This is a genomic window from Vibrio sp. Vb0349 (assembly GCF_033338975.1).
On record NZ_JAWOTS010000007.1, the window covers coordinates 67,950 to 85,746 of the forward strand.

Consider the following 17,797-nt stretch of genomic DNA (forward strand, 5'->3'; position numbering starts at 1 on the left):
TTGTTAAATGTAATAAGCCATAATAGATAGGAATAACTAAACAGAAGCTAAAGATAGCGACGAAAATTAAAGCTTTTTTAATTCGTGCATTATTTGCAATTCACTGATGCAATTTGAACCATAAAAAATTGAAATTAATTTTGTAAAATCCATTTCCCATCACATAAAGAATAAAAACTAAATAAGGAATTGTGCAGTGGATCTCGCAAGCCAACTTGAATTACTACTGGATGTCTCTGAATACGGAACTTTTGCTAAGGCTGCTGACAGAAATCATATAGATCGTTCAGCTTTGTCAAAACAGATCAAAAAGCTAGAGGATGAATTGGGCTTACGGCTGTTAAACCGTTCCACGCGTTCGCTATCCCTGACCAATGCAGGTGTTGAGATGGTGGCGCAAGCCAAGAAAGTAAGAGAGGTTCTAACCGAAACTCGTAGTATTGCTGCTACATTTCAGGATGAACCGAAGGGTAACTTGAAAATATCAAGCTCCACTTTCTTTGGCAGAGCATACTTAAATCAGGCAGTTAAAGAGTTTATAAAACAGTACCCAAACATTACTGTAGAGCTGCTGCTCGATGATAATCGAGTCGACGTTATCCACGAAGGTTTTGATGTTGTGTTTCGTATCGGACCAATCCGAGAGTCCAACATGATAGTGCGTAAGTTGGCAAGCAATAATATGGCACTGGTTGCATCGAAGAGTTTTATTGACAAGTATGGAGCCCCGAGCTCTCCAGAAGAGCTTATAAAAATGCCAGCAGTAATATACTCTAATGCTAACTTTAAGGCGGATAAACTACGTATAGCGCCAAGCCAGTCATCAAGCGACGTTAGAACGTATAATATCAACGGGCAGTACTTCGTGAATGAAACTGAGTTAATGCTCGATGCCGTAAAATCTGATCTAGGGTATGCTTTAATAGGGCAGTTCTTTCTTCAGGAGAGTTTGAGTAAACAAGATCTTGTCCAGTTGCTTCCTGATTATAATCTTCCCGCAATAGGGGAAATATATGCAATGTATACTCACCGAAATCAACAACCATTAGCCAAACTATTCATTGATACTGTTCAAAAAATAATAGGGACGCCTCCTGTTTGGATGGATTATCTCAACTAATATGAGTACTAGGACATAATGTTTTAGATTGAGGGCTTGTTTATATTTATCCATAGAATATGGTTGAATTTGCACTTTAAAAATAATTGCCACTGTTCATAATTTCACTCGATTCAAACAACACAAGTAGTGGTAATTAAATGAAAATGACAAGAACGTCGATCGCAATCGCAGCACTTTTCTCTGCAAGTGCTGCAAATTCAGCCGTAGTTTATGAAGATCAAGAATCAGTGTTAAATATTCATGGCCGAGCGCAAGGGATGTATTATTTCTCTGATGATAAAAATGCTGACGGAGATAATAGCTACATTCGTGTAGGACTTTCAGGTGAGTCTAAAATAAATGAAGATCTTTATGCCTTCGGCTTATATGAGTTGGAATTTAAGTCTAATCGCAGAGATGCTGATGGGATTGAAGATGATGAATTTGATATCCGAAAAGGCTATGTAGGAGTTGGTGCAGATTACGGAACAGTAAGTTATGGACGTCAATACGGTGCGGTCACTTTAGTATCTGATTACACGGATATTTTCCCGGAGTTTGGTAATGAAGCTGCTGGCGTAAGTGCGGATCTATATGGTACCGGTCGCTCCGATTCAGTATTTAAGCTAACGACAAGCTATGAAGGTTTGAATATTCATGTTAGCTATCAGGCTGAAAACGATGAAGTGTCAACAGATGCAGCCTCTTATGGTGCGGCGGCGGACTACAAGTTGCCATATGGCTTCAAAGTTGCGCTTGGTTACAACGAAGGTGAAGGGCAATCGGGTGCAGAAGATGCAGAGCTGCTAACGGGTGCTATTGCATTTGAATACGACAAGTTTTATGCCTCTGTTTTATACAGTGATGGTGAAAACTGGGCTAAAGATGGTTCTGAAAGTAATATTGATTACACCGGTATTGAAGCAGTTGCCACTTATGAAGTAACAGATAAGCTTTGGGCACTAGTTGGCTATAACAATCTAGAGCGTGATGATGAAGATGTCGTCGATTACTACTCACTAGGTGCAGAGTACGATTTGACTTCTAATTTTAAAGCACTAGCAGAATACAGAATTACAGATGTAGACAATGAAGACGATATTCTTGCAATAGCTGCGAGATATTCATTCTAAAAAATTAATAAATATAAAAAGCCTGAAACTATTTTCAGGCTTTTTATATTTATCGGTGTAATTTTATAAGTGCTGATTTTCATCCATATATAATGGATTATATTGATCGTTACTTGTTAAAGTGTTTTGGATATAATTGTTTTGTTAGCTAGTCCACTGCTAGTTTTCATTTTCATATTTTTTGAATGATGATTTTTTCTTTGGCAACAAGAAGTATCTTGTTGCCTTTTTTTTACGTCTTATGGTTAATTAAAACAAAAAGAGTTTTTTTATATATTGCTATAAACGAGAAAAATATAACGAAAATTGTCAATCTTAGGTTGAGTTAATCTTCATAAAAAAGTGAACTCAATTTCAAGGGTCTTTTTCATTTAAGTGATGTGGAATCCATATGGCGAACCAAGTGAATGATAAAGCGCCAAACGACGAAATGTATCTCAATGAAGATTGGAAAAATTATTTTTATGTAAACGATAGAGGTAGGGATTGATACTGTTTATGTAAGGAGAGAGCGATTTATGAAAAGCAGTCGTTTCAATATGATTAGACACCTTTACTTTCTTAAAATAGGAAGGGCTCTAAGAAAGTAAAGGTGCAGATGATTTTTTAGTTTTTACCGCCGTCACTTGTTCTGAAGTGATAATCGAAGTTTATGATTGCACGATATTTAACTTCATCACGGTTAAGTGCGTATTCTTCAACTCTCACTTTACTATCATCGATTGCAATATCACGAGGGAAACCGCTTCCAATGATGTTTAGACGATTTCTAAGTTCATGTTTTGATAGCGTTTGGTATTCATCGACAAGATCAAACGCAGAGCTATAAGCGGCATCTTTTGTCGTAAAGTCATTGAGAACAACTTTGTTTGTAGAGTGTTCGACATGAATACCAGCAGTAGCAGATAAACTGAATAATAATAGTGATGAGAGCGTCATTAGTTTTTTCATATAGTCACCTTTTTATTTGTATTACAAAGTCAAGATGTCCAACGAATCCTTGTTAATATCTCTCGACAAAGGTGATAGTGCCATTATAGAAATGTGCTGTACATCACATTTGTGACCATTAACTATGGAAGAATTGTCAACAATAAAACTCAAGCACTTTTGACATTACGGTCAATGTGAAAAAGCGAATATCTGTATGGTTTCGTTATTAATTAAACCACTCTCGGAAACGCTGACTATTCAGTCAAAGCGTATGTTTCTTGTCATTATAGTGACCTGCCTACAACTTAATCACTTAATGCATGCAATTCAATTGCAATGGCTTGGTATAGATTTTCATTCAGATCTTCCAGCTTAGTAACGATCCTACAAATTCTAGTGATTAAAAAGTCATTGTTTGTGGTTTTTTATTCTATTGTCGTGTATAAAAAAACTTTACAACAAATGATAAAGGAATATCCATGAAAAAGTTATTGTGTTTTGCTGCACTGGGGTTAGCTGTTTCGACGACGGTTAATGCAGACCCAATTTTAGACGACATCAAAAGTACAGGGGAGCTAAAAGTCTGCTTTGATTCTGGGTATATGCCTTTTGAAATGACAGCAAAAAATGGGCAGTACATCGGGTTTGATATCGATTTGGGTAAGCAAATGGCGCGTGCCATGGATGTTAAGTTTGTGCCGGTAAACACTTCATGGGATGGCATTATCCCAACACTGTTGACTGGTAAGTGTCACATGATTATGGGCGGGATGACGATCACACCTATGCGAAATACTCAGGTGAATTTCGCTGATCCCTATGTGGTTATTGGTCAATCTATTCTCGTAGATCTCAAGCATGAAGGTAAAGTGTCTAGTTACCGTGATCTCAATAGTCCAGATTATGTTGTTGCAACTAAGCTTGGGACAACGGGTGAGCAAGCGGTAAAACGATACCTTCCGAAAGCTAAGATAAATCTATACGAAACTCAGTCTGAAGCGGTACTTGAGGTTGCCAACGGAAAGGTAGATGCGTTTGTTTATGACTTTCCTTACAACTCTATTTATGTGGCGGAAAACAAAGGGCAGTTAATGCACTTGGCTAAACCGTTTACTTACGAGCCTTTGGGTTGGGCTGTGCCGCAAGGAAATCCAGATACGCTTAACTTCTTAAACAACTATTTACGTCAAATTAAGGGCGATGGAACTTACGATCGCATTTACGATAAGTGGTTTAACGACGATAAATGGTTAAAGCAAGTTAAGTAATCATTTTGTTATTGTAGAGGAGCGGTTAGCTTCTGGCTCGGTTCATCGCCAACCAAACGGTTCGTGCTGTGAAGCTAACGCTTTTCTTTATTCAAATACCCAACCAACTTTAATCAAAGTCATTCTCGGAATCACATGCAAAATAACTTTAAATCCCTATTGTGGAACGCTGTTTTTGTTCTTGTTTTGCTATCAATTTGCGGTCTTGTCTATCTGTCAGGTAAGCGAATCGATTACAGCTGGAATTGGGAGCGTGTCCTTCCTTATATTGCCACTAACGCTGCTTCATCCATTACCGCGCCTGTCGATGGGAACATCATTCTCGACGAGAATAACCAACTGGCTCTGGAAAGTATTCATGGTGATATTGTTCTTGAACTAAGCCAATATAAGTCTGTCGACGTCTATGAAGGTGATCTTATTTTTGAAGGAGATACCTTAGCAACTATAAAAGAGTGGCGCTCTGGCCCAATTTTAGATGGTGTTGTGACGACCATTAAAATCTCACTCTGGTCACTTATCATTGCTCTAGCGTTGGGCTTAGTTGTCGGACTAATGCGTATATCCAGCAATCTGGCATTAAAAAAGCTGGCGCTTGTGTATGTCGAGGTCATTCGTGGAACGCCTCTTTTAGTACAGATTTTTATCGTTTACTTCTTTATTGGTACTGTGCTTGACCTTGAGCGTTTTACTGCGGGAGTGATAGCGCTCTCCGTGTTTACCGCCGCTTACGTCGCAGAAATTGTGCGGTCAGGAATCCAGTCAATCCCAAGAGGACAAATGGAAGCGGCGCGTTCACTAGGAATGAATTATCCCAAAGCGATGATTTATGTCATTTTACCTCAAGCGTTTAAGCAGACATTACCTCCCTTAGCCGGGCAGTTTATCAACCTGATAAAAGATTCCTCACTTGTCTCCGTGATTTCGATTACTGATCTGACAAAAGCGGGCAGGGAAGTCGTAAGTGGTAGTTTTGCCCCATTTGAAGTTTGGTTTACCGTAGCGGCCCTTTATTTGCTTCTGACTAGTACCTTATCTTGGGCAATACAAACGTTAGAAAAGAAATTGGCAGCAAGTGATTAATGGTGGAGTCATTAATGGAATACATTATTTCAGCAAAAACAATTAATAAAATTTACCCTAATGGCTGCCATGCGCTCAAGGACGTATCGGTAAATGTAGAAAAAGGGGAAGTGATTGTCATCGTAGGACCGTCAGGTTCTGGTAAGTCAACATTCTTACGGACGATCAATCAATTAGAGACAATAAATAGTGGGTCTATTATCGTAGATGGTATCGATATGTACCACAAATCTACGGATATCAATAAACTACGCGCTGATGTGGGCATGGTATTTCAAGGCTTCAACCTTTTTCCACATAAAACGGCGATAGAGAACGTCATGTTGGCACCTTTAAAGGTTTCTAAACGTGACCCTGAATCGGTGAAGAAAGAAGCAAAAGATTTGCTTTATAAAGTCGGTCTATCGGAGAGAATGGATAATTATCCTAATCATTTATCAGGTGGGCAGCAGCAGCGCGTCGCAATCGCTCGTGCGTTAGCAATGAAGCCCAACATTATGTTGTTTGATGAACCCACATCAGCACTAGATCCTGAAATGGTTGGAGAAGTTCTTGATGTGATGAAAGATTTGGCCAAGGACGGAATGACGATGGTCGTGGTTACTCATGAAATGGGTTTCGCAAAAGAGGTCGCTGATAGGGTGTTGTTTATGGAAGATGGTGAGCTTTTGGTTTCTGACTCTCCTGAGCGATTTTTTGATAACCCCACCAACCCTAGATTGCAGAAGTTTTTATCTAAAGTCTTATAATAAAAAGAAAATTTGATTGAGGGCGAGTCCCTCAATCACTTCATGCACTATTGTGGCTCGTAACGTTCGCCTCGCCGAGAGACATAGATAATGGGCTTTTTACTCGAAGTTAATGGCGATAACATTAGCTTGGTCCGAATGAAAGGTCTGGTAAATACTAAAGTGTTTAATCAGCCATTAAGTCTTTGTTCACTTTAAACATAACAATTTCATTTTGAATTGATAAAAATTGTGTTTGAATAGAGCGTATGGATGTTTGGCGGTATGGATGTCTAAATGAAGAAAGTAACAATTTTAGATGGTGGCATGGGGCGAGAGTTGAAACGTATTGGCGCCCCTTTTTCTCAGCCGCTTTGGAGTGCACAAGCGCTAATTGAATCACCACAACATGTAAAAATGGCCCATGAGAATTTCATAGACGCTGGCGCTGAGATTATCACTGTCAACAGTTATGCATGTGTCCCATTTCACTTAGGCGAGGAACTCTATGCAAAACGGGGGACTGACTTAGCAAAATCTGCAGCTAAAATTGCCAGAGATGTAGTCACCAGCTCTAACGGTAGAGTGCTCGTTGCGGGTTCTCTTCCTCCTGTAATGGGGTCTTACAGGCCTGAATTATTCGAGCCGAAAAGGGCACTGGAAGTGGCTTCTGAGTTATTTGAAGCTCAAGATCAATATGTTGATATTTGGTTAGCTGAGACCGTGTCTAGCCTCGCTGAAGTTGAAGTTCTATCAATAATTTTAGCCAAAACAGATAAGCCCAATTATCTTGCTTTCACCTTAATGGATGAGCCTAACTCTTTGCCTCGCCTTCGCTCAGGGGAATCTCTTAAAGTCGCGGTTAATACGCTGTTGAAAACAAATGTTTCAGGTATCTTTTTCAATTGCTCTATTCCTGAAGTTGTCGAGCAAGCGATCATAGATACACAAGCAGTATTGAGTGAGTCAGGTAGAGAATTGACGATAGGTGTTTTCGCAAATAGCTTTGCTCCGATAAAGCAAGCGCACCAAGCCAACGAGACCATTCAGGAAGTTCGTCATTTCTCTCCGACTGAATATCTTGAGTATGCTAAAAAGTGGCATGCGCAGGGAGCAAGCATTATTGGTGGTTGCTGTGGGATTGAACCACGTCATATTAAATTGCTAGCGACTTGGAGAGACACTCTCGAAAACGCCTAATTTTGGTGAAGCGCAGGGAAGTATGGCAAGAGGTTTTGTTTTTCATTCATCGTTATAGACAAAATAAAGGTCTTTCATATCTGGCAAAGTAACAAGATGCTTTAACTTGCTCATTACTTTGCCAGTTTGCCTCGAGATCTTTATTAATTATTTTTGGTTCAGATTAACGACAATCTTTCCAACTGTTCTCTGATTTCGCATGTCCAAGAGTGCGTTACCTACATCCTCTAAGCCGATGATCTTCAGTTTCGGTACTTCCAATTCTCCATTTTCTAATAGCTCAGACACTTCCTTTCCGGCATTAACGATACTTGCAAACCCTCTCTCGCCAAAGACATGACCAGAGCCCAAACTTATTTGGTGGAAGCCCAAGCCTTTTAAGAAGGCATCTGGATATTGAGAAGGGTCGACAGTCTTGACGAGCTCCACCATTTCGCCCTCAAAGGTTAACACCGAGGCTGCAATTCGATCGTTATCACCGCCTACACAATCGAGTGCAACCTCAACGCCATGATTTCCGGTAATGTCCATTACTCGCTGAACTACATCTTCATGATGATAATCAATCGTATGGGTTGCTCCTAACGAGGACAAATATGCGTGATTAGCTTCTGAACTAGTAGCAATGATCTGTTCAACACCAAATGTCTTTGCTAACTGAATAGCAAAGCTTCCAACGCCGCCAGCACCTCCGGCGATAAAAATGCTGCTTCGATTTGAAATATCGAGCTTGTCTACCAAAGCGCGATATGCGGTCCAGGCTGCGCAAGGTGTAGATGCTGCCACTTCAACCGGAACCTGAGGGTGCTTTATGAGCGTTCTTGAATCATGGATAGCAAATTCAGCGAATCCACCGTGATGGCGTCTCATGTTTCCGTGATACAACACTTTATCGCCAACCTTCCAATCAACGACCGCATCGCCTACAGAGACTATTTCTCCTGATACGTCTAACCCGCCAACAAAATTGTTATCCATGTTAGTGACCATGTCTGACCAATAATGAATTTTTGCATCGACAGGGTTCAAACCAACAGCGTTAACTTTAACCAATACATCAAATTGGGTTTCTAGTTTTGGTGTAGGTAATTCGGATAAAGAGAAAGTATCGTTATCTCGTTGGTAAGTTATCGCTCTCATAGGTTTTCCTTATTATTAAGAATGGTCGAAAGTCATACTAACTCAGAGGGTGCTGCTGCAATAATTATGGTTTTTTCTTATTTTGATAATTTTAGGTTATGTTTGATAAAAAGGAATCGAGATGCTCTGAAATTATCACCGACAACCAGTCTGCATAGCTAACGACATGTAACTTTATGATAAGTAATGACTAGTTTTATTATTCCATTTTTATGGAAATATTCTGTTGATTTTTTGTTTTGTGATTCTATAATTCCAGAAATATCGAAATAAAGGCTTATCTATCAGGTAAGCTCGTTAGCGAAAAATGACTAGGAGAGTAAATGTGAATACAGAAATTATAACTATGGCTAAAGAAGCGCTGGATATGTTTGCGTTTCTAGCAACCGAACTTATCATCTTATTTCTGGCAATTAGCTACATTGTCGGTGTGTTGCAAGATTTTCTAACGCCAGAAAAAATTCAATCTATTCTCAGCTCGAAAAAGGGTAAAGGTTACTTCATTGCTGCGTTGCTAGGTTCGATTACGCCTTTCTGTTCGTGTTCGACCATTCCTTTCTTAAAAGGCTTGTTGCGTGCAAGAGCAGGTTTTGGACCTATGATGGTGTTCCTATTTGCAAGCCCGTTGCTTAACCCAGTGATTATTGGCTTGTTTGTGGTGATTTTTGGTTGGAAAGTTGCGGTATTTTACTTTGCTATCGCGATGTCAGTATCAGTGGTAGCAGGCTATGTACTTGAAAAACTAGGGTTTGAACGTTACGTCAAACCAGAAGCATATCAAGCGGTAGGTTCTTCTTCGTGCGGTACTTCTTGTGGCGATTCAAGCAAGAAAAAAGAAGAAGCGAGACCAGCATCAATCTGTGGTACCAGCGCCTGCAATGAACCTACGCCAGTTGCGGCGAAAACATCTTGCTGTGGTGATGCACCAAAACCTGAACCTAAAGTGGAAGTGTCCTGCTGTTCATCAGACGGTAGTGCAACAGCGACAGTCGTGGAAGAGAAAGAACCTAGCCGCTGGGTACGTATTTGGCAATCAACTTGGAAAGACTTTAAGCAAGTGTTCCCTTATCTCATGATGGGCATTGCGATTGGTTCATTTATCTATGGCTTCATCCCGACGGAGTTCATTGCGGAGTTCGCTGGTGAAGCGAAGTGGTACGCGATTCCGGTCGCAGCAATCATTGGTATTCCATTGTACATCCGTGCAGAGGCGGTCATTCCACTTAGCGCGGCACTAGTACAAAAAGGTATGGCTCTTGGATCTGTTATGGCGCTTATTATTGGTAGTGCTGGCGCAAGTCTTACAGAAGTGATTTTGTTGAAATCAATTTTTAAGAACCAAATGATCGCTGCCTTCCTAATCGTTATCTTAACGATGGCCATGGGAGCGGGTTACTTATATACGTGGGCTTTTTTATAAAAATAACCCTCGGGCGACTGCTCGAGGGCTCCGTTTTTGTCGCCATATAGGGAAAGGGAAGTTTCCTATACCGCGCAGGCTATAAAAAGATAAAGAGGTTACTCGTAAATACTATAGGAGAAATACTTGCTGGCGATGGTTTTATGCTTACCGCTCTGGATCAATTTTTGTATTCCGCTATCGAGTAATGCTTTTAATTCTTTGTCTTGTTTTCTCACTGCTACGCCAATGCCACGGCCGAACCACTTTTCCTCAGTAAACGCTGGTCCAGTAAAGTGATAGCCTTGACCTTGTGCAGTTTCAAGAAAACCAGCACTTAAACCGATTGAGCCGCCAAATACAGCATCTAACCGTCCATTGAGTAGATCGGTAAATGCCTCATCGAACGTACCATAACGACGAATATCAATATCTGGATACAAGGCCGAAAGGTACTTATCACCAATTGTGGCTCTTTGAACTCCAATAGATAAACGATTTAGGCTGCCGTCATCCATGTTGATTTCTCTATCATTTTTCATTACAAAACGAGTCGGTACTTTTGCATAAGGGACGGTGAAATCGACTTTCTTTTCTCGTTCTTCTGTGATTGTCATTGCAGCAATAATCGCATCGTTCTTGCGACTAAGGAGAGAAGGGATGATGCCATCCCAATCCATTTTTGAGATAACGCACTTTACTTCTAACTCTTTGCATAACGCGTTAGCGAGGTCGACTTCAAACCCTTCTAGCTTTCCCTCTTTTGTCGTCCAGCTAAATGGAGGGTAAGCCCCTTCAACAGTGAAGCGAATTTGTTTCCACTCTTTCGCATGGCTGAAAACTGAAAATAAGCTAATAAACAATACGACTATCCATTTCATAAACGTTTCCTTGTAACTGTTTGGAAACCAATGTTTAACACAAAGTAAGCAAATATCAATGAAAGTGCATATATGTGTGACCTTTCGCCCGCATTGTGTGAGCGAAAGGTTTTACGTGTATTACAGCTTATCTTCAATAGTTACGAGGGGAACTCTCGTTGAGACAGCGTGAAGTGCAATGTTGTGAATCATTTCATCGACCGTGGTACAGCTATCCATTAAGATCGAAACATCATACTTGTCCGCAGATTTTGAGATAGCAGTATGTGTCACGCAGTTTTGTGTCATCATTCCGCATACAAGTAACTCCGTTACATTTTTGCTTGCCAATACTTCTTCTAAACGTGTTCCTTCAAAGCTATCTGCGAAGTGCTTTACCACGATTTCGGAATTCGGCGCTAAAGCAAGAACTTCTGGGTGAATATTGGCACCGTCGCTGCCTTCATTGAAGAACGGGGCAATACCCATGGCAGGATCGGCAATATGCTGAATATGAATCACAGGAATGTTTTGCTCATTGGCTTTAGTTATTGCTCTCTTAACATTGTCTAAAGTTGATTCTGTATTCCATAAAGGAAACTTTCCTTCTGGGAAATAGTCGTTTTGCAAATCAATTACAAGTAGGGCTTTTTGAGTCATTTTCTTTTCCTTTTATTCAGGATCATTGCGGTACGAATAATATAAAGACTTTTAGCTACCTTCTTTAGAGTCTAAAATGACACAAAAGAGTCAAAAAGCGACACTTGAAGATAATTGAAAATGAAAATAGCACTCGTTAATTACCCAGATAGCTCGCAAGCCTCCGTATATGGTTTAAGCGAACTCTTCGAGATGGCAAACCGTGCGGCGGCTAAATTGGGCGTTGATGTGCACTTTGAAGTAGAGATATTGGATCACTGGCCAAACACGCACTTCGATGTGAAAACAGCGGTAATGATTCCGCCTAGCGGCACTGGTCAATATTACTTAGAACCAGAACCAGAGCTACTCGACTGGTTAAATGTCCAATATAGTAAAGGTGCGATTTTAGCCTCCGCCTGCGCTGGTACTTTTATTCTTGCTCAAACCCAGTTGTTGACCAATAAGTCTTGTACAACACACTGGGGCTTGGCTCCTTCATTAGCGAGTCAGTTTCCCGATATCCACGTAAGACAAGAAGCCATCCTTATTAACGAAGGAACGATCATTACGGCTGGGGGTATGATGTCATGGGTGGATTTAGGTTTGGAATTGGTTTCCTTATTTGCGTCACCGGCAGTAATGCGCCTGCTAGGAAAAATGTTGGTTATTGATACTGGTCCGAGAGAGCAACGCTTTTATCAACAGTTTACTCCAAACTTCCAACATGGTGATGGGGTAATTGTTCAACTACAGCACTATATAAACGATCATTATCAAGGAAAACTGAGCAATAAAGAGCTTGCAGAGTTGAGTTGTTTAACAGAAAGGACATTGCAGCGACGCTTTAAAAAGGCGACAGGTTTCAATGTTAACCAATACATACAAAGCTTAAGAGTCCAAAAAGCTTGTGATTTACTTGAGTCGACAACCCTAACATTTGACGCAATATCATTTAGAGTGGGTTACCAAGATGTGAGCGCGTTCAGGAAAATATTTAATAGGTTCGTAGGTTTAACACCAAAGTCGTTCAGATCTCGGTTCTGTTCATAAACGCCAGAAGTAAGATAATGTTGGTATTAAACATTTATAAACACCGCATATTTTTACAAGCTGGCTTAGCGTGATGAAAAGGGATAACAAGCTAAGCCAACCGTAGCGATCTTCTAAGTATTGAGAACTTTTTAGAATGCTTAAAGTGTTCTCAAATTACAACGACTTGTATAGACCGCTGTTAATCGAAAAGCTATGTGATTTCCAAAACCAGTTTTCCAGTATGTTGCTTGCGTGAAAATACTTCTTGCGCTTGACCTATCTGGTTTAAGGGAAATGACTCCGCGACTAAGGGACGAATTGCGTTCTGTTCGATATAGCGAACCAAGTTACCGAATACTTCTGGTGCCAAAACGGTACAGCCAAATAACGCTAGGTCTTTAAGGTAAAGAGTTCTTACATCCAGCTCGACAATTGGGCCGCCTATGGCGCCGGAAACAGCGTATCTTGATCCTGGCTTTAGTACCTGAAGAAATTGTGGCCACTGATCTCCAGCGACCAGATCAATCACTACGTCAACGCTGTTTTCTCCGAGAGTCGCCGGCAAATTTGCATCGCGAGGGATAACTTGGTTTGCTCCTAATGCCGTGATCTGTTCCTTTTTTTCTGGGCTGGCGATAGCAATGACGTATGCTCCACGCGCCTTCGCCAGTTGGATTGCGGCAGAGCCAACACCGCCGGATGCCCCTGAAATCAGTACGGTATCGCTCGCTGTGACATTAGAGCGGACAAGCATGTTCTCGGCAGTTGAATAAGAACAAGGGAAGGAGGCCAAGTCGATATCCGATAAACTACTATTCACTGCATATGCATGTTTACTGTCAACAACAGTGAACTGAGCAAAGCCACCATCACATTCTGAACCGAAGTACCAAGGTGAGCTAAGTGCTTGACTGTTGAAGCGCGTAATACATGGTTCGATGAGCACGCGCTGGCCGACTCGTGATGGGCAGATATTCTCACCAACAGCGACGATGGTACCGCATACATCGGCACCTTGGATTCGAGGGAGAGATAGCGCGTCTCCTGACCAACTTGCATCCATGCTATTGGCGTCGTTTTTAGAATACCATGCTGTTCGGGTATTGATGTCGGTGTTATTGACTCCGGCGGCGGCAACTTGGATCAATACATCATCAGGCGAGGGGACTGGCACAGGTATATCATCGCGGTAACGAAGCATATCTGGCCCACCATGACCGATAAGTTGGACGCCTTTCATTACTTTCGGGATTGTGGTCATTGATTGTTCTCCTTCATTAGTTCTAGCAGAGTGTGTTCAGCGGATGCAAAGGCAGCGTGACCGAGAACCGGCCATGCGTTGGATAAACCTTCATGTAACAAGAAGAGTGTGGTTGCGAGGTCTTCTCGCTGACTTAGTTGGAGCATAAGCTGACGGACCGCCAATTTGTGTTGTTTTACTGCTTGATTAATCGATAGATTTTCTGGATAGGCTGCTAATGCATTGATGGACATGCAGCCATTCGGTGCAAACTCCTTCATCCAATCCTCGAGGCGAGTGAATAGGTGTAATACAGCCGGTGTTCCATTGGCAGGGGCGTCTTCGAGCAAAAAACTCAAATACCTTTGATGGCGATGCTCGAGAGCTGCAACAATCATCGCTTCCTTGGAGGGGTAGTATTTGTACAGGGTTCTCAGGCTGACTTCGCAGGCGTTTTTGAGTTGGGGTACGCTCGGCTCGGCGAAGCCATACTGACTGAATGCTTTTTCTAGGCTTGCTGCGATTTTTTCTTTCACTATTTGACATACCAGGTAGAACGTTTGTTTTACCTAAGGGTAGAATAAACTTTCTACCTCAGTCAATGGTGTATTTAAACTCTGTATTGAAAGCCCGACGTAATGCCGGGCTAACTTAAGTGATTTTTATCGATTCGGAACGTGAATCAGTGTGCCGTTGCGTGCTGCTCTCCACGCTTGTCTAGCATTCCGCTGAAACGGGTTAGTAGTAGAGCACCTAATACTACGATCGCGCCAATCCAAGGTGTGTGCATCAGCCCAGCATTGGCCACGATAAGGCCACCGCCCCAAGAACCCAGTGCAATACCTACGTTAAATGCAGCAATGTTGAGACCAGAAGCGACGTCGACTGCATCAGGTGAATATTTCTCTGCTAGTTTGACAACATAAACTTGAAGTCCTGGAACGTTACCAAAGGCAAAGGCACCCCAGACAAGAATGGTCACTACTGCAGAAATTGGATTAAATGCTGTGACACTAAACACGAGCAATACCACAATTAGGCCCGAGAAAATCGCGGTCAGAGCTTTGATTGGCCCCATAGAGTCGGCCATCTTTCCGCCCCAGATGTTGCCGAATGCGACTGATACACCATAAACCAACATAATTAGGCTGATAGCGCTAGAGCCAAACCCCGAAACTTCTTCCAAAATAGGAGCCAAGTAAGTGAAGGCTGTGAACGTACCACCGTAACCGAGCGCGGTGATTGCGTACACCAAAAGTAGACGAGGTTGAGTCAAGACTTTTACTTGCGATGACAGCTTGGTTGCTGGTGGTTGTTTCAGATTACTCGGCACTAGCAGAGCGCTTCCTATCAGTGCGATGATTCCAAGGATCGCGACGATTAGGAAGGTTGCCTGCCAACCAAATGTCTGGCCAATCCAGGTGCCAAGTGGCACGCCCGTCACTAGAGCTACGGTCAGACCGGTAAACATAATAGCAATTGCGCTAGCGGCTTTTTCTTTTGACACTAGGCCAGTGGCGATAGTCGAGCCGATCGAAAAGAACACACCGTGTGCAAGCCCGGTCAGTATCCTTGCTGTAACTAGTGTGTTGTATCCAGGTGCTTGCCAGGCTAACAGATTGCCAAGAACAAACAGTGCCATAACAGAAAGCAGAACGTACTTTCTTTTCCAGTTACCAGTCAGCGCTGTTAAAACGGGAGCACCAACCGCAACACCAAGTGCGTACAGGCTAACTAAAAGACCCGCTGAAGGTAATGATACGTTGAGGTCGGAGGCCATAGTCGGTATCAGACCGACAATTACAAACTCCGTGGTTCCAATAGCAAAGGCGCTAAGCGTCAATGCAAGTAAAGCTAAAGGCATAACAACTCTCTCTTATAATCATTGAATATGAATGGATAAACGAATAGCCCGTTTCCATGTCGTGTATTATTAAAGAGTTATTCGTTGCGAAAAATGGTGTTTATTACAAAATACTTTTGTTATAAATGATGAAAGTGCGCAGTTAAGAAAGGGGATGAAATGTTAACCCGATCAGATGAATTAGAGATTCTTATGGCAGTTGTGGATAGTGGTGGATTTTCTTCCGCTGCTGATGCACTAGGTATTCAAGTCGCTAGGGTATCTCGTGCGGTTAGTAAAGTTGAATCACAGTTGGGGGTAACCTTGCTGAATCGCACGACACGCAGAGTGGAAGTTACTGAGGAAGGGCATCAGTTTGTTGAAGCGGTTCGCTTAGGTTTACTACAAATACAGCAAGCTGAAGAAGAGATCATCACACGAGGTGAATTACCCAAGGGGCGCTTAAGAGTTGATGCCGCTAGCCCATTTGTTTTACATCAACTCGTGCCGTTAATTCAGCCATTTAAAGAGGCTTATCCTGATATTCAACTCGATCTTACCTCTAATGAGGGTTTTGTGGATCTATTGGAAAAAAGAACCGATGTGGCGATACGTATTGGACGATTATCGGATTCAACACTGCATGCTAAACCTTTAGGAACAAGCCCACTATTTATCGTTGCCACGCCTGGTTATTTATCTAAACGAGGTTTCCCTGAAGCGGTGAGCGATTTGCGCAGTCATAACTTGATCGGTTTTTCTGGCGCTAAAGTGTTAAATCAGTGGCCATTACGAGGGTTTGAGATGATAGAGCCTGATATCCTATCCAGCAGTGGTGAAACGGTTAGACAGTTAGTGTTGGCAGGGAATGGCATTGCATGTTTATCTGGCTTTATGGTGAAAGATGATCTTGATTCTGGACGGTTAGTGGCATTGTTTGAATCGGAAAAAATCACAAATACTGGACGAGAACAGGTCAATGCTGTCTTCTACAAATCTTCTTCAGTCTCTAAGCGTATTTCCGCGTTCATCGACTTTATTCAACCAAGACTTACTTTAAGATAACTCTATTATTGTTGTTTTAACAAAAGAGTTTTGTCGTTATTGCATCTTTTATTTTCCCAAGTGCCAAGCCTAGCGTGCCACCCCTTAGTAAGGTGGCACATATTTTTATTTGATCTTAGTTAAAGCGTGGCAACACGTACTGAGCGATCTGTTCCATTGATTTCTCAATTGGTTGGCTATTACGACGGAAATGCAACCCGATGTGGTTGACTCCTGCTTCTTGCATTTTTTCTAGCTCATCGCTCAAGCCATTGACTCCGGCCTGGATACCAAAATGATGCCGAACGACTGGTGCATTTGGGTTATCGACTAAATCAAGATGAATAAAGCTGGCGTAGGGTTTGTTTCCCGCTACGGAGCGCCAAAGTGCAACGCGGTGTTCATGATCATCAGGTGTGCCTGGGTAGGCGAGCCAGCCGTCTAGGTTTTCTCCTATCCATTGTGGACTTTGCTGCGCTAACCCTGCGACATAGATAGGAATATCAGCAAACTCGGGTAATAACTGTAGATCGTTACCCAGCTTATCATTTTGCGTATCTTTCAAAATCTCTACACTTTCTCGAAAAGCTGAGCCACGGCTGTCAAAGTTGGCATTAAAAACGGGATATTCACTAGGGCGGTCTCCACTAGCCACACCGAGTATCAGGCGGTCACCACTTAACTCGTTGATGGTCGCAGCGGCTTTTTTTACTAGCCAAGGTTGTCTTAACGGTAATACTATCGCTGCTGTCCCTAGTATAATGTTGTCAGTGCACGCAGAGAGATAGCCAAGATAACTGAACGGTTCATAAATTTGTGCCGCGTCTCCAAAGTTAGGGTCGTACAACGGGACATCTCTCACCCACGCTACGTTAAAGCCTAACTTATCGGCTAACATAATACGCTGTTTATGTGCACTCATGTCTGGTACGCCGAACGGTTTTCGTTGGAGCAGGCGTTTTTTCTGGCCTTCTTGGGTCCAGTCATTATCTAGGGGGAGCTCAACCCCGATGGTGAATCTGTTACTTAAATCTTTATGCATTATGAAGCCTGACTATTACTGTGAGTACTAGGAGGTAAGGTGCCTCCCTGATATTCAGGACACTATGAGATTTTTGTTGTGAGAAAAAGCGGCAAAAAGACAAAAGTG

At 42.0% G+C, this 17,797-nt stretch carries 17 protein-coding genes; 9 read left to right on the forward strand and 8 right to left on the reverse strand.

Annotated features, from left to right (window positions below):
* Positions 1-196 precede the first annotated feature (196 nt).
* Both R7Q47_RS10785 and R7Q47_RS10790 read left to right on the forward strand, forming a co-directional pair.
* Entirely contained in the window at positions 197-1,120 is a 924-nt protein-coding gene (locus R7Q47_RS10785) for a LysR family transcriptional regulator (RefSeq protein WP_085570005.1), read from the forward strand.
* A gap of 140 nt (positions 1,121-1,260) precedes the next feature.
* Positions 1,261-2,235, forward strand: a complete 975-nt coding sequence (locus R7Q47_RS10790) for a porin (protein WP_005377322.1) — start codon at positions 1,261-1,263, stop codon at positions 2,233-2,235.
* Between the two features lie 606 nt (positions 2,236-2,841).
* Here the strand turns inward: R7Q47_RS10790 and R7Q47_RS10795 are convergent.
* The gene (locus tag R7Q47_RS10795; protein WP_005377323.1) at positions 2,842-3,186 is read right to left on the reverse strand and encodes a DUF3316 domain-containing protein; all 345 of its coding nucleotides are present in this window, start codon (positions 3,184-3,186) and stop codon (positions 2,842-2,844) included.
* Between the two features lie 461 nt (positions 3,187-3,647).
* Between R7Q47_RS10795 and R7Q47_RS10800 the strand changes: the two genes are divergently transcribed.
* The 4 genes from R7Q47_RS10800 (at position 3,648) to R7Q47_RS10815 (ending at position 7,447) form a co-directional block, all read left to right on the forward strand.
* The gene (locus R7Q47_RS10800) at positions 3,648-4,436 is read left to right on the forward strand and encodes a transporter substrate-binding domain-containing protein (RefSeq protein WP_017821680.1); all 789 of its coding nucleotides are present in this window, start codon (positions 3,648-3,650) and stop codon (positions 4,434-4,436) included.
* Positions 4,437-4,571: 135 nt separating this feature from the next.
* Positions 4,572-5,519 (forward strand): amino acid ABC transporter permease, encoded by a 948-nt coding sequence (locus R7Q47_RS10805; protein ID WP_054579516.1) that lies wholly within the window; start codon positions 4,572-4,574, stop codon positions 5,517-5,519.
* A 14-nt stretch (positions 5,520-5,533) separates the two neighbouring features.
* Complete coding sequence (locus R7Q47_RS10810) at positions 5,534-6,268, forward strand: amino acid ABC transporter ATP-binding protein (protein WP_170893395.1); 735 nt, start codon at positions 5,534-5,536, stop codon at positions 6,266-6,268.
* 276 nt (positions 6,269-6,544) lie between these two features.
* On the forward strand, positions 6,545-7,447 hold the full coding sequence (locus R7Q47_RS10815; protein ID WP_205390900.1) for a homocysteine S-methyltransferase family protein: 903 nt from the start codon (positions 6,545-6,547) through the stop codon (positions 7,445-7,447).
* A 147-nt stretch (positions 7,448-7,594) separates the two neighbouring features.
* Here the strand turns inward: R7Q47_RS10815 and R7Q47_RS10820 are convergent, their stop codons facing one another.
* Positions 7,595-8,587 carry a zinc-binding dehydrogenase gene (locus R7Q47_RS10820; RefSeq protein WP_005377328.1) on the reverse strand — a complete coding sequence of 331 codons (993 nt, stop codon included), beginning with the start codon at positions 8,585-8,587 and terminating at the stop codon, positions 7,595-7,597.
* A 346-nt stretch (positions 8,588-8,933) separates the two neighbouring features.
* Here R7Q47_RS10820 and R7Q47_RS10825 point away from each other — a divergent pair, with 346 nt between their 5' ends.
* Positions 8,934-10,007 carry a permease gene (locus R7Q47_RS10825; RefSeq protein WP_411912872.1) on the forward strand — a complete coding sequence of 358 codons (1,074 nt, stop codon included), beginning with the start codon at positions 8,934-8,936 and terminating at the stop codon, positions 10,005-10,007.
* A gap of 98 nt (positions 10,008-10,105) precedes the next feature.
* On the opposite strand, the gene R7Q47_RS10830 is transcribed toward R7Q47_RS10825, so the two are convergent.
* Both R7Q47_RS10830 and R7Q47_RS10835 read right to left on the reverse strand, forming a co-directional pair.
* Positions 10,106-10,867, reverse strand: a complete 762-nt coding sequence (locus R7Q47_RS10830; protein WP_005377331.1) for a transporter substrate-binding domain-containing protein — start codon at positions 10,865-10,867, stop codon at positions 10,106-10,108.
* Positions 10,868-10,987: 120 nt separating this feature from the next.
* Positions 10,988-11,506 carry a cysteine hydrolase family protein gene (locus R7Q47_RS10835; RefSeq protein WP_005377333.1) on the reverse strand — a complete coding sequence of 173 codons (519 nt, stop codon included), beginning with the start codon at positions 11,504-11,506 and terminating at the stop codon, positions 10,988-10,990.
* A gap of 120 nt (positions 11,507-11,626) precedes the next feature.
* Between R7Q47_RS10835 and R7Q47_RS10840 the strand changes: the two genes are divergently transcribed.
* Positions 11,627-12,538 (forward strand): GlxA family transcriptional regulator, encoded by a 912-nt coding sequence (locus tag R7Q47_RS10840; RefSeq protein WP_262643752.1) that lies wholly within the window; start codon positions 11,627-11,629, stop codon positions 12,536-12,538.
* A 193-nt stretch (positions 12,539-12,731) separates the two neighbouring features.
* On the opposite strand, the gene R7Q47_RS10845 is transcribed toward R7Q47_RS10840, so the two are convergent.
* The 3 genes from R7Q47_RS10845 to R7Q47_RS10855 all read right to left on the reverse strand — a co-directional run bounded on the left by R7Q47_RS10845 (position 12,732) and on the right by R7Q47_RS10855 (position 15,624).
* Complete coding sequence (locus R7Q47_RS10845; protein WP_262643753.1) at positions 12,732-13,781, reverse strand: alcohol dehydrogenase family protein; 1,050 nt, start codon at positions 13,779-13,781, stop codon at positions 12,732-12,734.
* Positions 13,778-14,299, reverse strand: a complete 522-nt coding sequence (locus tag R7Q47_RS10850; protein WP_042523849.1) for a TetR/AcrR family transcriptional regulator — start codon at positions 14,297-14,299, stop codon at positions 13,778-13,780. Before R7Q47_RS10850 ends, R7Q47_RS10845 begins: the two co-directional genes overlap by 4 nt.
* 143 nt (positions 14,300-14,442) lie before the next feature.
* Positions 14,443-15,624 (reverse strand): MFS transporter, encoded by a 1,182-nt coding sequence (locus tag R7Q47_RS10855; RefSeq protein ID WP_017635963.1) that lies wholly within the window; start codon positions 15,622-15,624, stop codon positions 14,443-14,445.
* Between the two features lie 159 nt (positions 15,625-15,783).
* Here R7Q47_RS10855 and R7Q47_RS10860 point away from each other — a divergent pair, with 159 nt between their 5' ends.
* Positions 15,784-16,668, forward strand: a complete 885-nt coding sequence (locus tag R7Q47_RS10860) for a LysR family transcriptional regulator (protein ID WP_025768150.1) — start codon at positions 15,784-15,786, stop codon at positions 16,666-16,668.
* Between the two features lie 115 nt (positions 16,669-16,783).
* Here the strand turns inward: R7Q47_RS10860 and R7Q47_RS10865 are convergent, their stop codons facing one another.
* A complete protein-coding gene (locus tag R7Q47_RS10865; protein ID WP_262687702.1) occupies positions 16,784-17,689 on the reverse strand; it encodes a TIGR03571 family LLM class oxidoreductase in 906 nt (301 codons plus the stop codon).
* Between the last annotated feature and the right edge of the window lie 108 nt (positions 17,690-17,797).

What these genes read in the sequence shown, in the direction of transcription:
- R7Q47_RS10805 (WP_054579516.1), top strand. Translation starts at nt 4,572, where the DNA reads ATGCAAAATAACTTTAAATCCCTATTGTGGAACGCTGTTTTTGTTCTT.
- R7Q47_RS10840 (WP_262643752.1), top strand. Translation starts at nt 11,627, where the DNA reads ATGAAAATAGCACTCGTTAATTACCCAGATAGCTCGCAAGCCTCCGTA.
- R7Q47_RS10810 (WP_170893395.1), top strand. Translation starts at nt 5,534, where the DNA reads ATGGAATACATTATTTCAGCAAAAACAATTAATAAAATTTACCCTAAT.
- R7Q47_RS10815 (WP_205390900.1), top strand. Translation starts at nt 6,545, where the DNA reads ATGAAGAAAGTAACAATTTTAGATGGTGGCATGGGGCGAGAGTTGAAA.
- R7Q47_RS10820 (WP_005377328.1), bottom strand. Translation starts at nt 8,587, where the DNA reads ATGAGAGCGATAACTTACCAACGAGATAACGATACTTTCTCTTTATCC.
- R7Q47_RS10830 (WP_005377331.1), bottom strand. Translation starts at nt 10,867, where the DNA reads ATGAAATGGATAGTCGTATTGTTTATTAGCTTATTTTCAGTTTTCAGC.
- R7Q47_RS10800 (WP_017821680.1), top strand. Translation starts at nt 3,648, where the DNA reads ATGAAAAAGTTATTGTGTTTTGCTGCACTGGGGTTAGCTGTTTCGACG.
- R7Q47_RS10860 (WP_025768150.1), top strand. Translation starts at nt 15,784, where the DNA reads ATGTTAACCCGATCAGATGAATTAGAGATTCTTATGGCAGTTGTGGAT.
- R7Q47_RS10795 (WP_005377323.1), bottom strand. Translation starts at nt 3,186, where the DNA reads ATGAAAAAACTAATGACGCTCTCATCACTATTATTATTCAGTTTATCT.
- R7Q47_RS10790 (WP_005377322.1), top strand. Translation starts at nt 1,261, where the DNA reads ATGAAAATGACAAGAACGTCGATCGCAATCGCAGCACTTTTCTCTGCA.
- R7Q47_RS10835 (WP_005377333.1), bottom strand. Translation starts at nt 11,506, where the DNA reads ATGACTCAAAAAGCCCTACTTGTAATTGATTTGCAAAACGACTATTTC.
- R7Q47_RS10825 (WP_411912872.1), top strand. Translation starts at nt 8,934, where the DNA reads ATGGCTAAAGAAGCGCTGGATATGTTTGCGTTTCTAGCAACCGAACTT.
- R7Q47_RS10865 (WP_262687702.1), bottom strand. Translation starts at nt 17,689, where the DNA reads ATGCATAAAGATTTAAGTAACAGATTCACCATCGGGGTTGAGCTCCCC.
- R7Q47_RS10855 (WP_017635963.1), bottom strand. Translation starts at nt 15,624, where the DNA reads ATGCCTTTAGCTTTACTTGCATTGACGCTTAGCGCCTTTGCTATTGGA.
- R7Q47_RS10845 (WP_262643753.1), bottom strand. Translation starts at nt 13,781, where the DNA reads ATGACCACAATCCCGAAAGTAATGAAAGGCGTCCAACTTATCGGTCAT.